Raw genomic sequence first — 17,663 nt, 5'->3', positions numbered from 1 at the left:
CGACAAACCGTGACGCCGCAGATGCTGCGCAAGTTCGCCACGACCGCCCGCGAACGTATCCGGCCGGAAGGCGGCGGCTATCGTCGGGACCACATGCGCGCGCTCGCACAGCGCGTTGAGGTCGCAGAAGGCGAAGTCAGGATCATGGGATCGAAGTCCCGGCTGCTATAGACGCTCGTGGCGGGAAGTGGCGTAAACTCAGTGCCCACTCAGGGACTGAAATGGCGGACAGGGTGAGATTCGAACTCACGGTGAGGTCACCCCCACGGCGGTTTTCAAGACCGCTGCCTTAAACCACTCGGCCACCTGTCCATGCGCCGGCCCGGCGCGGGGGCAAGCGGTTAGCGGGATAGCGATATGGGGCGGCCGGCGCCAGACCGGAATTCTCCCGGCGGCGCTTATCCGGCCAGCCGGCTGAGGAAGGCCTTTTGCCAGTGCGCTACGTCGTTCGTTTCCACCCGCGCCATCAGCGCCTCCCAGCGGCGGATGCGTTCGGGTCTTTCCATCGCCAGCGCCTGGCGGATGGAATCGGCGATGTCCTCCTGGCTGAAGGGGTTCACTAGCAGCGCTTCCGCCAGATCCTCGGCGGCGCCCGCGAAGCGCGAGAGGACCAGCACCCCCGGATCGGCGGCATCCTGCGCCGCCACATATTCCTTGGCGACGAGGTTCATGCCGTCGCGCAGCGGAGTCACCAGCCCGACGCGGGCGGTGCGGAAGATGCCCGCCAGCTCCCGCCGGGAATAGCCCCGGTTCACATAGCGCAGCGGCACCCAGTCCACCTCGGCATGGGCGCCGTTGATACGGCCGGAAAGCTGGTCCAGCTTGTCGCGGATTTCCTGATAGCTGCCGATCCCCTCGCGCGACGGCGGGGCGATCTGCAGCAGGAACACCCGGTTCAGCGACTCCGGGTCTTCGGACAGGAAGCGCTCATAGCCGAGGAAGCGCTCCTCCAGCCCCTTAGAATAGTCCAGCCGGTCCACCCCCACCAGCATGTGCCGGCCGGCGATGGAGGTGCGCATGCGCTTCGCCATCGCCCGCGCCTCCGGGCTTTGCGCGGCGCGGCGGAAGGCGGCGGCGTCGATGCCGATCGGGAACAGCGCCGCCTCGGTCTTCAGGCCGAAGCCCGCAACCTCGCCGTCCGGCCCCAGCCTGCCATCGGCCTCGCGAGTCACATAGTCGGTGAAGCTGTCCAGCCATTCGCTCGCCTGGAACCCGAGGAGGTCGTAGGAAAACAGCGCCTCCACGAGCTGGCGGTGGTCCGGCAGCGTGGTCAGCAGGCGCACCGGCGGCCAGGGGGTGTGCAGGAAGAAGCCGATGCGGTTGCACACGCCCAGCGCCCGCAATTCCCGCGCCAGCGGGATCAGATGATAATCGTGCACCCAGACGATGTCGTCCGGGTCCAGCAACTGCGCCAGGGTCTCGGCGAAGCGGCGGTTGACGCTGGCGTAGCCGGCTTCGAACTGCCGGTCGTATTCGGCGAGATCGATGCGGTAGTGGAACAGCGGCCAGAGCGTGCGGTTGGAATAGCCTTCGTAATAGCTCGCCACATCCTCGGGCGTCAGGTCGATGGTGGCGGTGGTGATGCCCTGGTTGCGCTCCAGCCGGATATGGCCGTTGAACTCGTCCACCGTTTCGCCGGACCAGCCGAACCAGATGCCCCGCGTCTGCTTCAGGGCGGATTCCAGCGCCACCGCCAGCCCGCCCTGGTTGCCGGGGCTGCCGGCGCGCGGCGCGGCCACGCGGTTGGACACCACCACCAGCCGTCTTCGCCCCGTCATCGGACGGAGGTCCAGGGGCGGGACAGAAGCCCGGCGCAGTTGATGAGGCCGACCAGCGAATAGGTCTGCGGGAAATTGCCCCACAATTCGCCGGTCTCGATGTCGCTGTCCTCGGACAGCAGGCCGCTCGCCGTCAGCCGCTCCAGCGTCGTCTCGAACAGCCGCCTTGCCTCCTCCGTCCGGCCGGAGAGGTGCAGCGCCTCGATCAGCCAGAAGGTGCAGAAGTTGAAGGCGGTCTCGGGCTGGCCGAAATCGTCGGGCTCGATGTAGCGCAGCATATGGTCGCCCCGGCGCAGCGCCTTTTCGACAGCGGCGAAGGTGCCCGTGAAGCGCTTGTCGGCGGCGTCCAGGAATTTCAGGTCGATCATCTGCAGCAAACTGGCGTCGATCTCCGCTGTTCCGAAACTGGCGGAGAAACTGCCGATTTCCCGGCTCCAGGCCTCGGCCTCGATCCGGGCGCGGACGGTGTCGGCGCGCGCTGCCCAGTGCGCCTGCCGTTCGGGCAGGCCGAGCACCCCGGCGGCGTTCGCCAGCCGGTCGCAGGCGGCCCAGCACATCAGCGCGGAATAGGTGTGGATGCGGGCGCGGGTGCGGAATTCCCAGAGCCCGGCGTCCGGCTGGTCGTGCAGCGCGAAGGCGCGGTCGCCCACCTGCTCCAGCGCCTCGAAATCGGCAAGGTTGCCGGGGCGGAACAGCCGCTCGTCGAAGAAGGCCTGCACCGAGGAGAGGATGATCTGGCCATAGGCGTCATGCTGCAGATGCTCGTGCGCCTGGTTGCCGACGCGCACCGGCCCCATGCCGCGATAGCCGGGAAGGGCGGGGGCGATGCTCTCGGGAAGGGCGGCTTCATAGCCGATGCCGTAGAGCGGCTGGATATGCCCGCCGGCGGCGGAATCGACGATGTTGCGCAGGAAGCCCAGATAATTTTCCAGCACGTCCAGCGCGCCCAGCCGGTTCAGCGCCTGCACGGTGTAATAGGCGTCGCGGATCCAGCAGTAGCGATAGTCCCAGTTGCGGCCGGAATTGGCGGCCTCGGGCACGGACGTGGTGAGCGCCGCGACGATGGCGCCGGTTTCCTCATGCACGCAGAGCTTCAGCGCGATCGCGGCGCGGATCACCACCTTCTGCCACTCCAGCGGCAGGGCCAGCCCGCGCACCCATGTCTGCCAGTCGGCGACGGTCGCGTCGTACATCTGGCGGATGCCATGGGAGAGGTCGCCGCTGAACGGCTCGTCCGGCCCCAGGAACATCACACGCGGGCCTTCCAGCCGGTGCCAGCGCTCGTCCAATATGTGGCCGACGGGAATGTCCGTCGTCAGCCGCATCGGCTGCGGCCTCGCCAGATAGCGGACATGGTTGGAGCCGGAGGTGATTTCGGGCAGGCTTCCCCCCCAGTCGGCCATGGGGCGCAGCCGCACGCGGATTCGCGGCGCGCCCGCCAGCGGCCGGATCACCCGGACGAAGGCGGTCGGCCGGTAGACGCGCCCCTGCCGGGCGAAGCGCGGGGCGAAATCCACCACCTCCACTTCGTCGCCCCGGTCGGAGACGAGGATGGTGCGCAGCACGGCGGAGTTGCGGACATAGTCCTGCCGGCTGAAGGCGTAGCCGTCGAGGTCGATCGACCAGTGGCCGGCGCTGCCGTCGCCGGCGGGGTCCTCGCCCCGCAGCAGGGCGGGGAAGAAAGGGTCTCCGTCGAGGCGTGGCAGGCAGGCCCAGACGAAGCGGGCCTGCCGGTCGACAAGGGCGGCGACGGTGCAATTGCCGATGGGGGCGAGGTTCAGCGTGCCCCAGCCGGGCTCCCCTGTGCCGAGCCCACCTGTGCCGGACCTTGTGGCGGAGGTCATCGGGCCAGTTCCTCCAGCCAGCGGGCCACTTGCGGCACGTCCGCCAGGCCATGCGTCGCCGCCGTGCCGGCGCGGGCCGGGCCGATGCGCACCGCGCCGCCGCCGGCGGCGACGGCGGCGGCGAAGGCGCTCTCGTCGGTGTCGTCGTCGCCCAGCATCCAGGGCAGGGCGCCCGCGAACGGCGGCTCGGCCATGAAGGCGTTCAGCGCCATGCCCTTGTCGGCGCCGGGCTGGCGCAGCTCGATCACCATCTTGCCGGTCTGCAGCGCCAGCCCGAACTGCTCGGCCACCAGCCGGGCGCGGCTGTGGGCGACGGAGGCCAGCCCCGGCGCGCCGCGATAATGCAGCGCCAGCGACAGCCCCTTGTCCTCCAGCAGCAGCCCGGGCTCGCGGGCGACCAGATCGTTGAGGCGCATGCGGGCGCCTTCCATTCCGCCCGCGGGCGCCGGCCGCTGCAGCCGGCCGCCAGCGCGTCGGCGTTCCAGCCCGTGCACGCCGGCCATGGGGAGGCCGGGAAGCCCCGTCAGCCGCGCCAGCGTCTTCACGTCCCGCCCGGAGAGGATCGCCAGCCGGCCGTCCAGCCGTTCCGACAGGCGGGCGAGCGTCAGGCCGAGCGCGGCGTCCAGCCGGGCCTCGTCCGGTGTGGGCACGATTTCCGCCAGCGTGCCGTCGAAATCCAGGAACAGGGCGATCCGGTCGAGCGCAAGGCGTGGCGGCGGGGCAAGGGGGGAAAGGGCAGGGGCCGGCGACAGGGTTTCGGAATGGGCCATCGCGCGCATGTTAGCCCGTCCCGCCCTGCTGCGGCGCACAAAGGGGACGGACGGAGCCTCAGGCGGGACGAGCCGTTTTCCGAGCCAGGCGGCGAAGCATTTGCCGGCAAAAGGGGATTCCCGCGCGAGTCCCGCTGTGGCAGAGGAAGGCCATGCGCCGCCTTCTTCTCTCCGCCGCCCTGCTGCCAGCCGCTCTTTTGCTGGCGACGCCGGCCCGGGCCGATGTCACCTCGCCGGCCGATGGCTTTCCCGTCTGGCTGCAGAATTACAAGGCCGGCGCCGTCGCGCGCGGGCTGAAGCCGGAATGGCTGGACGCGACGCTGTCGAACGCCACCTACAGCGCGCGCGCGGTGCAGCTCGACCGCAACCAGCCGGACGACAGCGGCCGGCGCAACATCTTCGCCGATTACCTCGGCCGCCAACTGACGCAGCAGCGGATCGACGATGGCCTCACCCGGGCGCGGGCCAACCGCGACACGCTGCTGAAGGTGTCGCGGCAGACGGGCGTGCCGCCGGAAATCATCGTCGCCATCTGGGGCATGGAAACCAGCTATGGCCGGGTGATGGGCGGCTTCGACCTGCCGTCCGCCATCGCCACCCTTGCCTACGACGGCCGGCGCGAGGCGCTGTTCACCCGCGAGCTCGATTCGCTGGTGCGGATGGTGGGCGAGGGCCGGGTCTCGCGCGATCAGTTGAAGGGAAGCTGGGCCGGGGCCTTCGGCCAGTCGCAGTTCCTGCCCTCCTCCTACCTCGCCTATGCGGCGGACGGCGACGGCGACGGCAAGGCCGACATCTGGAATTCCACCGCCGACACCTTCATGTCGATCGGCAATTATCTGGCGAAGAACGGCTGGAAACCGGGCGTTCCCTGGGGCTTCCGCGTCGGCGTGCCGCAGGGGTTCGACCGGGCGACGGTTGCCAATCCGGTCAAGCCCACAAGCTGCATCCGCCCACTGGAGCGCCACTCCGTCTGGCTGCCGGCCCGCGACTGGAAGGCGAAGGGCTTCGTGCCGCTGAACGCCGTCTGGCCCGCCGACGATGTGGAGATGAGCCTGATCGAGCCGGACGGCGCCGGCGAGGGCGCCTTCCTCGCCACGCGCAGCTATCGCGCGATCATGGAATATAATTGCTCCAACTTCTACGCGCTTTCGGTGGCGCTGCTCGGCAATGCGCTCCAGCCCGCTTTCCGCTGAGCTTCCGCGCCCCGGCCGGCTTCTGGCGCTGGGGCTTGGCCTGCTGCTGGCGGCCTGCGCCTCGCAGCCGAAGCCGCAGGTGGCGGCGCCGAAACCGCCCGCGAAGCCGTCCCAGCCCTCCGTGCCCGGGGTGAAGATCGGCACGCCCTATGAAGTGTTCGGCGTGCGCTATTTCCCCGAGGACGACCGCAATTACGACCGGGAGGGGGTGGCGAGCTGGTATGGCCCCACCTTCCACGCCAAGCCGACGGCCAATGGCGAGATCTACAACCAGGAAGATGTGACCGCCGCCCACAAGACCCTGCCCATGCCAAGCTGGGTGGAGGTGACCAATCTGGACAATGGGCGCAAGCTGACGGTGCGCATCAACGACCGGGGGCCGTTCGTCGGCGAGCGCATCATCGACCTTTCCAAGCGCTCGGCGGAAATCCTCGGCGTGGACCGGCCGGGGCTGGCGCGGGTGCGGGTGAAGCGCGTCTTCCCCGAAGGCGACTGGGCGCGGGCGGAACCGCCCAGGCAATCCGCCGTGCAGGTCGCCAGCGCGGCGCCAGTGGCCCCGCCGCCGCCTTCCGATTTCGTGGCGGCGCCGGTTCCGGTCGCGCCCTCGCCGATCCCGGTCGCGCTTCCGCCCGGCGCCATCGCCGATCCGGCCGCGCGCTTCATCCAGGTGGCGGCGCTTTCGGACGAGGGCAGGGCGCGGGCGCTCGCCTCCGTCCTCACCGACTTCGGCCCGGCCGCCGCGCATCCGGCGCCCGGCGGCCTCTGGCGGGTGCGGATCGGCCCGTTGCAGGAAGCGCAGGCCGGCAATGTGCTGTTCGACGTGCAGGCCGCCGGCTACCGCGAGGCGAGGCTGGTCAGGTGACGGGGCGCTTCATCGCCTTCGAAGGCGGGGAGGGGGCCGGCAAATCCACCCAGATCGCTCGCCTCGCCGAGGCGCTGAAGGCGCGCGGCGAAACCGTCGTCGTCACCCGCGAGCCGGGCGGTACGCCGGGCGCGGAGGAGATTCGCGCCCTCTTCGTGCAGGGGGCCACCGGCCGCTGGACGGTGGAGACGGACGTGCTGCTGGTGACGGCGGCCCGCGCCGACCATGTGGCAAGGCTGATCCGCCCGGCGCTGGAGGCGGGGCGGACGGTGCTCTGCGACCGTTTCGTGCATTCGACGCTGGCTTATCAGGGCCATGGCAAGGGCGTGCCGCTGGAGACGCTCCTGTCGCTGCACGCCTTTGCGACCGGCGACCTCTGGCCGGATCTGGTGCTGTGGCTGGACGTGCCGGTGGAACTGGGGCTGAAGCGCTCCACCAAGCGCGCCGCCGCGCAGGATGCGACGCTGCCGCAGGAGCAGCGCTTCGAGCAATTGTCGCTGGACTATCACCGCCGTGTCCACGCCGGTTTCGCGGCGATGGCGGAAGAGGACCCGCGCTTCGTGCGGATCGACGCCACCGCCGGGATCGACGCGGTGACGGCGGCTATCGCGGCTGCGGCGCTCTAGGACTCATATTCCCATCGTCAGTCGAGGCTTTTCCCTTCGTCACCCCGGGCTTGACCCGGGGTCCAGCTTTCCGGCCGGCGGAAGCAAGAAGCGGGATCCCGGGTCAAGCCCGGGATGACGGAAAACAGATCAATTGCTTCCATGGCTTCTCGACCTGGACTTCTCCCGCGCCACGATCAATTCTTCCGACAGGCCCCTGTCGGTGCCGCAGAGCTTGTCCCAGAAGCGGAAATAGAGGCCGTAATTGCTGTTGTAGCGCTCGTGGTGGACATGGTGGTGCGAGGCGGAGATCAGGTGCCGCCCCAGCCAGCCGCGCACCCAGCGGGCGGGCAGGATTTCCCAGCCCATATGGTTGGTGACTCCGAAGAAGGTCATCACCGTCAGCACCACGCCCAGCGCCGCCACATGGATGGGGATGAGGAAGGTCAGCGCCGGGATCAGCCAGGCGGCGGAAAGCGATTCCCAGGGGTGGAAGGCCATCGCCGCCCAGGCGGTGGGCGGGCGGCTTTCGTGGTGCACGGCGTGCGCCTTTTTGAACAGCCAGGGCCAATGGTGCATCGCCCGGTGCGTCCAGTAGAACCAGGCGTCGTGGATGGCGAGATAGAGGAGGATCGAAACCGGAATCCACCAGAGCGGCCAGGCGTTTACATCGCCATAGATGCGCGTCCAGCCCTTCGTCGCCCAGAGGTGCGCGGCCAGCCCGGCCGGAAGCCCGTAGAGCACCGCCGCCGACAGCGACCAGAGGATTTCGCGCCGCACCTGCTTCGCCAGCCTTGCCGCCTTCTTCGGATCGGCCGGGGCATAGACATCGGGGCGGATGCGCTTCGCGCTCCAGGCGAACAGGCCGGAGACCGCCAGATAGCGCAGCGCCACGATCAGGCACATGCCGACGAGCGAGACGATCAGCGCGGTCTGTGGCGGTTGCATATCGCAGGCACCTAGCGGCAAGCGCCGGGCGCCGCTAGAGGCAGACGCCGTGACATCTTGCCCACCCCATGACGCCGACATCCTGCTGGTCGGCGGCGGCCTTTCCGCCGGGCTGATCGCGCTGGCGCTCAGGCGGCGCCGGCCGGAGGTGCGCGTGGGGCTGGTGGAGGCGGGCGAGCGCTTCGGCGGCAACCACACCTGGTCCAGCTTCGAAAAGGATGTGCCGCCGGAAGGCGCGGCCATCGCCGCGCCGCTCATCGCCCATCGCTGGCCGGATTATGAAGTGCGCTTCCCCGGCTATCGCCGGCAGTTGCCGGCCGCCTACCAGTCCGCCACGTCGGAACGCCTGCACGCGGCGCTGCTGGAAGCGCTGCCGCCCGAGCGCCGCTGGCTGGGCGTGCCGGTCGTCACGGTCGAGCCGACGCGGGTGACGCTCGCCAACCAGAAGGTGCTGAAGGCCGGGGCGGTGATCGACGCGCGCGGCCAGGGGCCGGCCGCGCATCTGGAGCTGGGCTACCAGAAGTTCGTCGGGCTGGAAGTGGAGCTGGAAGCGCCGCACGGCCTGTCCGGCCCGATCATCATGGACGCGACGGTGGACCAGGAGGACGGCTACCGCTTTCTCTATACGCTGCCCTTCACCCCCACCACGGCGCTGATCGAGGACACCTATTACGCCGACGGCGCCAACCTCGACCGCGAGGCGGTGGCCGAGCGGGTGCGGCGCTACGCGGCGAAACAGGGCTGGAAGATCAAACGCCTGATCCGCGACGAGGATGGCGTGCTGCCGATCGCCATCGCCGGCGACATCCGCGCGCATCTGGCGCAATATCCGCCCGGCGTCGCCCCCGTCGGCATGGCGGCGGCGCTGTTCCACCCCGTCACCGGCTACAGCTTCCCGGATGCGGTGCGTCTGGCGCTGCACCTGTCGGCGCTGCCCGATCTCTCCGGCCCGGCCATCGACCGCGCCGCGCGGGATTACGCCATCCGCACCTGGGAAGAGCGCGGCTTCTACCGGCTGCTGACGAAGATGCTGTTCCGCGCCGCCTACCCTGACGAGCGGCGGCAGGTGCTGGAACGCTTCTATGGCCTCGACGCCGGGCTTGTCGCGCGCTTCTACGCTGGCCATAGCACATGGGCGGACAAGGCGCGCATCCTGATCGGCAAACCGCCCATCCCGATCGGGCGGGCGATCCGGGGCCTGTTGCACGCGCCGCCCCGTCAGCCATGACGGCGAACGAAGACGACAGAAGGGTTGAAGGGTCCATGCAGCGAACGGCAGTGGTGATCGGCAGCGGTTTCGGCGGGCTGGCGCTCGCCATCCGCCTGCAGACGGCCGGAATCCAGACGACCCTCGTCGAAGCGCGCGACAAGCCGGGCGGCCGCGCCTATGTCTATGAAGTGGACGGCTTCAAGTTCGACGCCGGGCCGACCGTCGTCACCGACCCGAGCTGCGTCGAGGAGCTGTTCGCGCTTTCGGGCCGGAAACTCTCCGACTATGTCGAGCTGATCCCCGTCACCCCCTTCTACCGGCTGATGTGGGAGGATGGGCCGGTCTTCGACTATTCGAACGACGACGCGCAACTGCTGGCGCAGATCGGCGCCATGAACCCGAAGGACGTGGACGGCTACAGGCGCTTCATGGCCTATTCCGAAGGCGTCTTCACCGAGGGCTATGAAAAGCTCGGCCACGAGGCCTTCCTCGACTTCCGCTCGATGATCGAGGCCGCGCCCAACCTCATGAAATATCAGGCCTGGCGCTCGGTCTATTCGGTCGTCGCCAGCTATATCGAAAACCCGCAACTGCGCGAGGCGTTCAGCTTCCACACGCTGCTGGTGGGCGGCAACCCGTTCAAGACCTCGTCCATCTACGCCCTCATCCACGCGCTGGAGAAGAAATGGGGCGTCTGGTTCCCGCGCGGCGGCACGCACGCGCTGGTCAGGGGGATGCTGAAGCTGTTCGAGGATCTGGGCGGCACCGTGCACATCGGCCGCAAGGTCGCCCGGATCGAGGCGGCGGCCGGGCATGTGCTGGGCGTGACGCTGGCGGACGGCACGGAACTGAAGGCGGACAGCGTCGCCTCCAACGGCGATGTGGTGCACAGCTATCAGGAGCTGCTGGGCCACCATCCGCGCGGACGGAAGATGGCGAAGTCCATGACGCGGCGCAGCTTTTCGCCTTCGCTCTTCGTCATCTACTTCGGGCTGAAGGGCTTCCGCGCCGACATCCCGCAGCATTCGATCCTGTTCGGCCCGCGCTACCGAGAACTGCTGGACGACATCTATTCCGGCGGGGCGCTGGCCGACGATTTCTCGCTCTACCTGCACCACTCGACCGCGACCGATCGGGCGATGGCGCCCGAAGGCCATAGCGGCTTCTATGTGCTTTCCCCGGTGCCGCACCTCGGCAAGGCCCCGCTCGACTGGAACCAGGTTGCGCCCCGCTACGCCGACAGGATTCTCGGCTATCTGGAAAAGCGCCTGATTCCGGGCCTTTCCGCCGATCTGGTGCACAAGAGCTGGTTCAGCCCGGAGAATTTCCGCACCGAGCTGAACGCGCATCTCGGCTCCGCCTTCAGCCTGGAGCCGGTGCTGTGGCAGTCGGCCTATTTCCGCACCCACAACCGCGATTCGGTGCTGAAGAACCTCTATTTCGTCGGCGCCGGCACGCATCCGGGCGCGGGGATTCCGGGCGTCGTCGGCTCGGCCAAGGCCACCGCCAAGCTGATGCTGGAAGATCTGGGCGCCGGCGACCCGGCGCAATGGCCCTCGAACGGCGGGCCGAGGCTTGAGGCCGTGGCCGGGCAGGCCTAGGAGGGGCGCCATGACGGACGCCGTTCTTGCCGCGGCCCATGAGGCGATCGCCAGGGGCTCCAAGAGTTTCGCGCTGGCCAGCCGCCTGTTCGACGGCGCCACGCGGGACCGGGCGACCTTGCTATACGCCTGGTGCCGCCACTGCGACGATGTGATCGACGGCCAGTATCTGGGCGAGGGCGCGCACGACTGGGCAAAGTGGGGCAGCACGCCCGCCGAACGGCTGGAGCGCTTGCAGGCCTATACCAGCAAGGCGCTCGACGGCGAGGAAACCGGTGAGCCGGCCTTCGATGCGCTGGCGCGCGTGGCCGCCGAAACCGGCCTGCCGGAGCGTTACGCGCAAGACCTGATCGACGGTTTCGCCATGGACGTGAACTGGCAGCCGGTGGTGACGGAAGCCGACCTTCTCACCTATTGCTACCATGTTGCGGGCTGCGTGGGCGTGATGATGGCGGTGGTGATGGGGGTTCCGCCCGCTGACCATCCGACGCTGATCCGCGCGTGCGATCTGGGCCTTTCCTTCCAGCTGAACAACATCGCCCGCGACGTGGCGGAGGATGCCGAGCGCGGGCGCTGCTATCTGCCGGCCGACTGGCTGGCGGAAGAAGGGCTGACCGCCGAGACGCACGCCTTGCCGGAAAACCGCGCGGCGCTGCACCGGGTGGTGACGCGGTTGGTGGATCTGGCCGAGCGCTATGAGGCCTCGGCCGCGCACGGGGTGCCCAGCTTGCGGAACCGGCAAGCCTGGGCGGTGCTTTCCGCCGCGCAGATTTATGGAGATATCGGCCGCAAGGTGCGAGGGCAGGGCCCCAGCGCGCTGGAAGGCCGCACCCGCACCCGCCGGCGGGACAAGCTGATTGCGGTCGCTCTGGCCGCCCCCGAAGCGATCTGGAAGCGCAACATCCGGGTTTCGACGCCTTCCGACCGCACCGGCCTGTGGACGCCTGACCTGCAATGACGTTCCGCATCGTGGCGGACGATCTTTCGGGCGCCGAAACGCAGGCGCTGCTGCACTTTCACCTGCAAGGCATGCACGCCGGTTCACCCCCGGGGCACAGTTTCGCATTGGATCTTTCTGGCCTTCAGGCGCCCGGCATCCGCGTGTGGAGCGCGTGGGAGGGCGAGCGGATCGCCGCTATCGGCGCTTTAAAATTGCTGGCCGACGGCGGCGGCGAAGTGAAATCGATGCGCACGCACCCCGACTTCCTGCGCCGCGGGGCCGGGGCCGCTGTGCTGGAGCGGATCATCACCGAAGCTAAGGCCAGCGGTTGCGAACGGCTGTCTCTGGAAACCGGCAGCGGAATGGGGTTTGAACCGGCGCTGGCGCTCTATCGCCGCCGGGGTTTCGTGAACGGCGAGGCGTTCGCCGACTATCAGCCGAGCGACTTCAACCAGTTTCTGCACTTAAAACTTTAGGCGGGGCCCTGCATGTTGCGGCCCACGGGGTTCTGCCGCACGATGGCCTTGCCGGTGCGGGCATTCTCGGCCAGTTGCCGCTTCAGTTCGTCGATGGGCGGCGCCCAGATGAAGCCGAAGGAAACGGTGCCGTCGCGGCTTTCCACCACATGGTGCAGCCGGTGCGCCTGCACGATCCGCTTCATGTAGCGGGACCGGGGCACATAGCCCGTCTCCACCCGGCGGTGGACGATCACATCGTGGAAGCCGAAATAGATGGCGCCATAGGCAGTGATGCCGGATGCCAGCCACACATAGAATGTGCCGCCGCGCTCCTCCACGCCGAACCAGAACAGGCCGATGGCCGCCGCCGCCCCCATCACCCCGTAAAGATCGTTCCACTCGAAGAAGCCGTGGCGCGCGACATGGTGCGACTTGTGCAGGAACCAGCCAAAACCGTGCATCACATATTTGTGGCCGAGGATCGCCGCCACCTCCATCGCCGCGACGGTGGCGACGAACAGCGCGATGCCGAGATACCAGGGAATGTCGAACGGGGCGGGCATGGAAACGCCTTTAGGCCCATGAATGGCATTTGGGGAGAGTGCGGATTGCCGCAACTCGCTTTCCCGCTTCCCTGACAGGCCCCTCTGGTGGAACGAAGGGCGAACGCCTACATTCGCCGCCATGTCCATCGCGATTCGCACCAGCCTCGCCGACATTCCGCTCAGCGAAACCTATGTGCCGAACCGGCCCGAGCGGCCGGAAAAGGCCGAAGGCGGCAGGCGATTCGTGCTGAACAGCGAATATGCCCCGGCCGGAGACCAGCCGGCGGCGATTGCCGAACTGGTGGCGCAGGCGCAAGCCGGGGAGCGCGACCAGGTGCTGCTGGGCGTCACCGGATCGGGCAAGACCTTCACCATGGCGAAGGTGATAGAGCAGCTTCAGCGCCCGGCGCTGGTGCTGGCGCCGAACAAGATATTGGCGGCGCAGCTTTACGGCGAGTTCAAGGGCTTCTTCCCCGAAAACGCGGTGGAATATTTCGTAAGCTATTACGATTACTACCAGCCCGAGGCCTATGTGCCCCGCACCGACACCTATATCGAAAAGGAATCGTCGGTGAACGAGGCGATCGACCGGATGCGCCACTCGGCCACCCGCGCGCTGCTGGAGCGCGACGATGTGCTGATCGTCGCCTCCGTCTCCTGCCTCTACGGCATCGGCTCGGTGGAAACCTATTCCGCCATGACCTTCAGCCTGAAGAAGGGGATGACGGTCGACCCGCGCGAGATCGTCCGCAAGCTGGTGGCCCTGCAATATAAGCGCAACGAAATGGCGTTCGCCCGCGGCAGCTTCCGCATGAAGGGCGACACGCTGGAAATCTTCCCCAGCCATTATGAGGACATGGCCTGGCGCATCGGCTTCTTCGGCGACGAGATCGAGGCGATCACCGAGTTCGACCCGCTGACCGGCAACCGCATCGCCACGCTGGACAGCGTGAAGGTCTATGCCAACAGCCACTATGTAACGCCCGGCCCGACGCTGAAGCAGGCGACGGAAGCGATCAAATTCGAACTGGCCGAGCGGCTGAAGGAGCTGGAAGCCGAAGGCAAGCTGCTGGAATATCAGCGGCTGGAGCAGCGCACCCACTTCGATCTGGAGATGATCGCCGCCACCGGCTCCTGCGCCGGGATCGAGAATTACAGCCGCTTCCTGACCGGCCGCCTGCCGGGCGAGCCGCCGCCGACGCTGTTCGAATATCTGCCCGAGAACGCCCTGCTGTTCGTGGACGAAAGCCATGTGACCATCCCGCAGATCGGCGGCATGTCGCGCGGCGACCGGGTGCGCAAGGTGACGCTCGCGGAATATGGCTTCCGCCTGCCGAGCTGCATCGACAACCGCCCGCTGAAGTTCGAGGAGTGGGAGCTGATGCGGCCGCAGACGGTCAGCGTCTCGGCCACTCCCGGCGACTGGGAGATGGAGCAGGCCGGCGGCGTCTTCGTGGAGCAGGTGATCCGCCCCACCGGCCTCGTCGACCCGCCGGTCGAGATCCGCCCCGTCGAAGACCAGGTGGACGACCTCATCGCCGAGGCGAAGGCGACGGCGGCCAAGGGCTATCGCGTGCTCGTCACCACCCTCACCAAGAAGATGGCGGAAGACCTGACCGAATATCTGCACGAGGCGGGGCTGCGCGTGCGCTACATGCACTCCGACGTGGAGACGCTGGAGCGGATCGAGCTGATCCGCGACCTGCGCATGGGGGTTTACGACGTGCTGGTGGGGATCAACCTGCTGCGCGAGGGGCTGGACATCCCGGAATGCGGCCTCGTCTGCATCCTCGACGCCGACAAGGAGGGTTTCCTGCGCTCCGAACGCTCGCTGGTGCAGACCATCGGCCGCGCGGCGCGCAACGTCGAGGGGCGGGTGATCCTCTACGCCGACCACCGCACCGGCAGCATGGACCGGGCGCTGGCCGAGACGGAGCGGCGGCGCACGAAGCAGGTCGCCTATAACGAGGCGCATGGAATCACGCCCGCCACGGTGAAGAAGGCGATTTCCGACATCGTCGCCCATGTCTCGGCGAAAGACCATCTGACGGTGGAGATCGACGAGGAGACGCCGCACCTCGTCGGCCATAATCTGAAGGCCTATATCGCCGATCTCGAAAAGAAGATGGAGGCGGCCGCCGCCGACCTGGAGTTCGAGGAGGCGGCGCGAATCCGCGACGAGATCCGCCGGCTGGAAGCCGATGAACTGGGGATCAAGACCGAAAGCGCCGCCCCTGTGCGCGGACGGGCCGCCGCCGGCCGCCCCGGCACGCGCGCAGGCAAGTTCGGCCGGATGGGGCGCAAGCGATAGGCTTGCGGTCGGCGGATTGCCGGCCTGCGGGCGTGATTTCAAAGGCGCTCCATGCGCAGCCAGTCGGGATCGCCCAGCCAGGCTTTTGCGAAAGCTTGCCTGGCCGCCGCCGCTTCCGCCTTGCGACCCAGCGCGGCTTCGCTGCGCGCCAGGCCGTAAAGCGCCCAGCCATTGTCTGGGGTTTGCGCCAGCGCGGCGCGAAAGGCTTCGCTGGCTTCGGCGGCGCGGCCGTCCAGGAACAGCGCCGCGCCCAGCGACTGCTGCACCGGATAATACCAATAGGCGGGTTCCTGATAGGGCAGGCCGCTTTCGATGGCGACGGCGCGGCGATAGTGCCCCGCCGCTTCGCCATGCCGGCCTTCGGCCGAAGCCAGCCGGCCGCGGGCGACGGCTTCGGCCAGCGCCAGCAGGTCCGGCACCGGCACCTCCTGCGCGATCATGCCCGCGAAGGCGTCGGAATCGCGCAGCCGTTCGAGCGCCGCCAGCTCGCCTTCGAAGGCGGCGCGGTCGCGAAGCTGGGCATGGGCGATGGCGCGCGCATAGTGGCGCATCGCCATGGCATAGGGCAGGCGCGCGTCGGGGGCGGGCAGGGCCAGAATCTCTTCCGGCGGCGCGAACTGCGCCATCGCCAGATAGGGCGCCGCGTCGATCGCCTGGATCCAGGCGATCTCGGCCGAAGTCGCCGGATCGAGCACGGTGCGCAGGCGCCGGGCTTCGCCGATGGCGGTGGCCATGTCGCCCGCCATTTGCGCCGAAGCGACGATGAAATGGATATTGTGGGGATAATAGCCATAGGCCAGCAGCCCGCGATCGCCGTTGCGGCGGATATAGGCTTCGTCCGCGCGCGCCGCCGCGACATTCACCCGGATCGAATCGGCATGGCGTCCGCGCCGGGCATAGATATGCCCCGGCATGTGCACGAGATGGCCGGCGCTTGGCGCCAGCTGCCTGGCCAGGCGGTCGGCGGCGGCTTCCGCGCGCGCCGGGTCGCTGGCTTCCAGCAGATGGATATAGAGGTGGGCCGCCTGCACATGATCGGGGTTGCGGCCAAGCACGGCTTCGACCAGCCGCACAGCCTCGCCGCTGCGGCCGACGGACGTTTTCCGATCCGCTTCCCAATAATTCCAGGGGGTTGTGTCCATGGCGGCTTCGGCGGCCAGCACGGCGATGTCGTCGTCCGCGGGGAAGCGCCGCGCTGCCGCGAGCATGGCATCGGCATAGGCGGCGTCCAGGGCGGCGCGGTCGGCTCCGGGATCGCGCGAATAGCGCTGCGCGAGCGCTTCGATCAGCGCCTGCTCATGCGGCGCGGCGCGGTGGCGCAGCGCCATCGCCCGCTCCAGCGCGACGAGCGCGGACGTCTGGTCGCGCGCGTCCATCGGCGCGTTGATGTTGGGGCCCAGCGCCATTGCCTCGCCCCACCAGCACATGGCGCATTGCGGATCCAGGCGCTGGGCTTCGCGGAAGGAGCGAACCGCGCCGGCATGGTTGAAGCCGTAAGCGAGGAGCAGCCCCTGGCTGAAATAGCGCCGGGCCTGCGGGTCGCCCGTGGTCACCTTGAAAGGCGAGGCGGCGAGATCAGGATAAAGTGAAATGGCCGCCGGCTCGCTCGCGGGCGCGGCCGCCGCGCTGGCGAGCAGCAGCGCGCGGGCGAGAGAAGCGCCGGCGGCGCGCGAGCCGCAGGTCCAGTCGGCCAGGCGCCCGGGATCGAGCGCAGCCAGCAGGGTAGGCGATACTGATGCCGGTGCAAAACTCGCGGCGAAAAGCCCCGCTCCCGCGAGCAAGGCGGTTTTCCAGGACAGGCTCACCCGACTCTCCCCCATGGACGGTGCAAGACCAAGCAAGTCATATTTCTAACATGAGTCCTGGATTGCGCCAATAGATGCAGCGGTGGCTGGAGTGGTTGCCCGATCCCTTCGCCCTCTCTAAAAGCGCCGCCGATGCTTGAGACCGACCCCAACGCCCCGCTCCGCCCGCTGCCGCTGCTGATCTTCAGCTCCCGCTGGCTGCAATTGCCCCTCTATCTGGGGCTGATCGTGGCGCAGGTCGTCTATGTGCTTCTGTTCCTGAAGGAATTGTGGCACCTGGTCAGCCACACCTTTACCTTCACCGAGCAGCAGATCATGCTGGTGGTGCTCGGCCTCATCGACGTGGTGATGATCTCCAACCTGCTGATCATGGTGATCGTCGGCGGCTATGAGACCTTCGTCTCGCGCCTCGGGCTGAAGGGGCATCCGGACCAGCCGGAATGGCTGAGCCATGTGAACGCCGGCGTGCTGAAGGTGAAGCTGGCGATGGCGATCATCGGCATTTCCTCCATCCACCTGCTGCGCACCTTCATCGAGGCCGGCGCCATGGGCACGCCCACGGGCCGTGTCACCGAGACGGGCGTGATGTGGCAGACGATCATCCACGGCATGTTCATCGTCTCGGCGATCGGCATCGCCTGGGTCGACAAGATGACCCAGCAGAAGCATTAGGCCGGGCTGCATATTTTCCTTCGCCCCCTGCTTTCCTTCGTCCCCCCCCCCCGATACTCTCCTTCGTCACCCCGGGCTTGACCCGGGGTCCAGCTTTTTCCTCAAGCGCGGCGCCAGCGGA

Annotated in this window: 16 protein-coding genes and 1 tRNA gene; 10 read left to right on the top strand and 7 right to left on the bottom strand. The window is 68.2% G+C overall.

Features of this window, described 5'->3' with window-relative positions; all coding sequences use genetic code 11:
• Nucleotides 1–21: 21 nt before the first annotated feature.
• On the top strand, nt 22–171 hold the full coding sequence (locus L6Q21_RS16690) for a hypothetical protein (protein ID WP_237831885.1): 150 nt from the start codon (nt 22–24) through the stop codon (nt 169–171).
• Between the two features lie 51 nt (nt 172–222).
• Here the strand turns inward: L6Q21_RS16690 and L6Q21_RS16685 are convergent.
• The 4 genes from L6Q21_RS16685 to otsB form a co-directional block, all read right to left on the bottom strand.
• Nucleotides 223–312, bottom strand: a tRNA-Ser gene (locus L6Q21_RS16685).
• An 86-nt stretch (nt 313–398) separates the two neighbouring features.
• A complete protein-coding gene (locus L6Q21_RS16680) occupies nt 399–1,778 on the bottom strand; it encodes an alpha,alpha-trehalose-phosphate synthase (UDP-forming) (RefSeq protein ID WP_237831884.1) in 1,380 nt (459 codons plus the stop codon).
• On the bottom strand, nt 1,775–3,622 hold the full coding sequence (locus tag L6Q21_RS16675) for a glycoside hydrolase family 15 protein (RefSeq protein ID WP_237831883.1): 1,848 nt from the start codon (nt 3,620–3,622) through the stop codon (nt 1,775–1,777). Before L6Q21_RS16675 ends, L6Q21_RS16680 begins: the two co-directional genes overlap by 4 nt.
• Nucleotides 3,619–4,401: a trehalose-phosphatase gene (gene otsB, locus L6Q21_RS16670; protein WP_237831882.1), complete on the bottom strand. Its 783-nt coding sequence runs from the start codon at nt 4,399–4,401 to the stop codon at nt 3,619–3,621. The genes L6Q21_RS16675 and otsB overlap by 4 nt, the downstream gene beginning before the upstream one ends.
• Before the next feature lie 143 nt (nt 4,402–4,544).
• On the opposite strand from otsB, the gene L6Q21_RS16665 reads away from it, so the two are divergent.
• Genes L6Q21_RS16665 through tmk form a run of 3 tightly spaced genes read left to right on the top strand, consistent with a single transcriptional unit; the run spans nt 4,545 to nt 7,073 of the window.
• Entirely contained in the window at nt 4,545–5,585 is a 1,041-nt protein-coding gene (locus tag L6Q21_RS16665; RefSeq protein WP_237831881.1) for a lytic murein transglycosylase, read from the top strand.
• The gene (locus tag L6Q21_RS16660) at nt 5,560–6,447 is read left to right on the top strand and encodes a septal ring lytic transglycosylase RlpA family protein (RefSeq protein ID WP_237831880.1); all 888 of its coding nucleotides are present in this window, start codon (nt 5,560–5,562) and stop codon (nt 6,445–6,447) included. The genes L6Q21_RS16665 and L6Q21_RS16660 overlap by 26 nt, the downstream gene beginning before the upstream one ends.
• A complete protein-coding gene (gene tmk, locus L6Q21_RS16655; RefSeq protein ID WP_237831879.1) occupies nt 6,444–7,073 on the top strand; it encodes a dTMP kinase in 630 nt (209 codons plus the stop codon). Before L6Q21_RS16660 ends, tmk begins: the two co-directional genes overlap by 4 nt.
• Nucleotides 7,074–7,202: 129 nt before the next feature.
• Here the strand turns inward: tmk and L6Q21_RS16650 are convergent, their stop codons facing one another.
• Complete coding sequence (locus tag L6Q21_RS16650) at nt 7,203–8,000, bottom strand: sterol desaturase family protein (protein ID WP_237831878.1); 798 nt, start codon at nt 7,998–8,000, stop codon at nt 7,203–7,205.
• 49 nt (nt 8,001–8,049) lie between these two features.
• On the opposite strand from L6Q21_RS16650, the gene crtY reads away from it, so the two are divergent.
• From crtY to L6Q21_RS16630, 4 genes are read left to right on the top strand one after another with little or no spacing between them, the layout of a single operon-like run.
• Nucleotides 8,050–9,228, top strand: coding sequence for a lycopene beta-cyclase CrtY (gene crtY / locus L6Q21_RS16645; RefSeq protein WP_237831877.1), 1,179 nt, complete (start codon nt 8,050–8,052; stop codon nt 9,226–9,228).
• 35 nt (nt 9,229–9,263) lie between these two features.
• Nucleotides 9,264–10,811, top strand: coding sequence for a phytoene desaturase (locus L6Q21_RS16640; RefSeq protein WP_237831876.1), 1,548 nt, complete (start codon nt 9,264–9,266; stop codon nt 10,809–10,811).
• Between the two features lie 10 nt (nt 10,812–10,821).
• Complete coding sequence (locus tag L6Q21_RS16635) at nt 10,822–11,769, top strand: phytoene/squalene synthase family protein (RefSeq protein WP_237831875.1); 948 nt, start codon at nt 10,822–10,824, stop codon at nt 11,767–11,769.
• Nucleotides 11,766–12,227: a GNAT family N-acetyltransferase gene (locus L6Q21_RS16630; RefSeq protein WP_237831874.1), complete on the top strand. Its 462-nt coding sequence runs from the start codon at nt 11,766–11,768 to the stop codon at nt 12,225–12,227. Before L6Q21_RS16635 ends, L6Q21_RS16630 begins: the two co-directional genes overlap by 4 nt.
• On the opposite strand, the gene L6Q21_RS16625 is transcribed toward L6Q21_RS16630, so the two are convergent.
• Nucleotides 12,224–12,772: a sterol desaturase family protein gene (locus L6Q21_RS16625; RefSeq protein ID WP_237831873.1), complete on the bottom strand. Its 549-nt coding sequence runs from the start codon at nt 12,770–12,772 to the stop codon at nt 12,224–12,226. The genes L6Q21_RS16630 and L6Q21_RS16625 overlap by 4 nt on opposite strands.
• Nucleotides 12,773–12,893: 121 nt before the next feature.
• Here L6Q21_RS16625 and uvrB point away from each other — a divergent pair, with 121 nt between their 5' ends.
• The gene (gene uvrB, locus L6Q21_RS16620; protein WP_237831872.1) at nt 12,894–15,065 is read left to right on the top strand and encodes an excinuclease ABC subunit UvrB; all 2,172 of its coding nucleotides are present in this window, start codon (nt 12,894–12,896) and stop codon (nt 15,063–15,065) included.
• 38 nt (nt 15,066–15,103) lie between these two features.
• Here the strand turns inward: uvrB and L6Q21_RS16615 are convergent, their stop codons facing one another.
• Entirely contained in the window at nt 15,104–16,885 is a 1,782-nt protein-coding gene (locus L6Q21_RS16615; RefSeq protein ID WP_237831871.1) for a hypothetical protein, read from the bottom strand.
• 117 nt (nt 16,886–17,002) lie between these two features.
• Here L6Q21_RS16615 and L6Q21_RS16610 point away from each other — a divergent pair, with 117 nt between their 5' ends.
• The gene (locus L6Q21_RS16610) at nt 17,003–17,542 is read left to right on the top strand and encodes a TIGR00645 family protein (protein WP_237831870.1); all 540 of its coding nucleotides are present in this window, start codon (nt 17,003–17,005) and stop codon (nt 17,540–17,542) included.
• Nucleotides 17,543–17,663 lie beyond the last annotated feature (121 nt).

This window comes from Sandaracinobacteroides sayramensis (assembly GCF_022014495.1).
Lineage (GTDB): Bacteria > Pseudomonadota > Alphaproteobacteria > Sphingomonadales > Sphingomonadaceae > Sandaracinobacteroides > Sandaracinobacteroides sayramense.
The sequence above is the reverse complement of the archived record's forward strand: the minus strand, read 5'-3'. Positions and strand labels throughout refer to the sequence as shown.

Coding starts and splice junctions, on each gene's coding strand:
- L6Q21_RS16660 (WP_237831880.1), top strand. CDS start 5,560: ATGCGCTCCAGCCCGCTTTCCGCTGAGCTTCCGCGCCCCGGCCGGCTT.
- L6Q21_RS16640 (WP_237831876.1), top strand. CDS start 9,264: ATGCAGCGAACGGCAGTGGTGATCGGCAGCGGTTTCGGCGGGCTGGCG.
- L6Q21_RS16675 (WP_237831883.1), bottom strand. CDS start 3,622: ATGACCTCCGCCACAAGGTCCGGCACAGGTGGGCTCGGCACAGGGGAG.
- otsB (WP_237831882.1), bottom strand. CDS start 4,401: ATGCGCGCGATGGCCCATTCCGAAACCCTGTCGCCGGCCCCTGCCCTT.
- L6Q21_RS16665 (WP_237831881.1), top strand. CDS start 4,545: ATGCGCCGCCTTCTTCTCTCCGCCGCCCTGCTGCCAGCCGCTCTTTTG.
- L6Q21_RS16680 (WP_237831884.1), bottom strand. CDS start 1,778: ATGACGGGGCGAAGACGGCTGGTGGTGGTGTCCAACCGCGTGGCCGCG.
- L6Q21_RS16650 (WP_237831878.1), bottom strand. CDS start 8,000: ATGCAACCGCCACAGACCGCGCTGATCGTCTCGCTCGTCGGCATGTGC.
- L6Q21_RS16630 (WP_237831874.1), top strand. CDS start 11,766: ATGACGTTCCGCATCGTGGCGGACGATCTTTCGGGCGCCGAAACGCAG.
- L6Q21_RS16615 (WP_237831871.1), bottom strand. CDS start 16,885: ATGGGGGAGAGTCGGGTGAGCCTGTCCTGGAAAACCGCCTTGCTCGCG.
- uvrB (WP_237831872.1), top strand. CDS start 12,894: ATGTCCATCGCGATTCGCACCAGCCTCGCCGACATTCCGCTCAGCGAA.
- L6Q21_RS16610 (WP_237831870.1), top strand. CDS start 17,003: ATGCTTGAGACCGACCCCAACGCCCCGCTCCGCCCGCTGCCGCTGCTG.
- L6Q21_RS16635 (WP_237831875.1), top strand. CDS start 10,822: ATGACGGACGCCGTTCTTGCCGCGGCCCATGAGGCGATCGCCAGGGGC.
- L6Q21_RS16625 (WP_237831873.1), bottom strand. CDS start 12,772: ATGCCCGCCCCGTTCGACATTCCCTGGTATCTCGGCATCGCGCTGTTC.
- L6Q21_RS16690 (WP_237831885.1), top strand. CDS start 22: ATGCTGCGCAAGTTCGCCACGACCGCCCGCGAACGTATCCGGCCGGAA.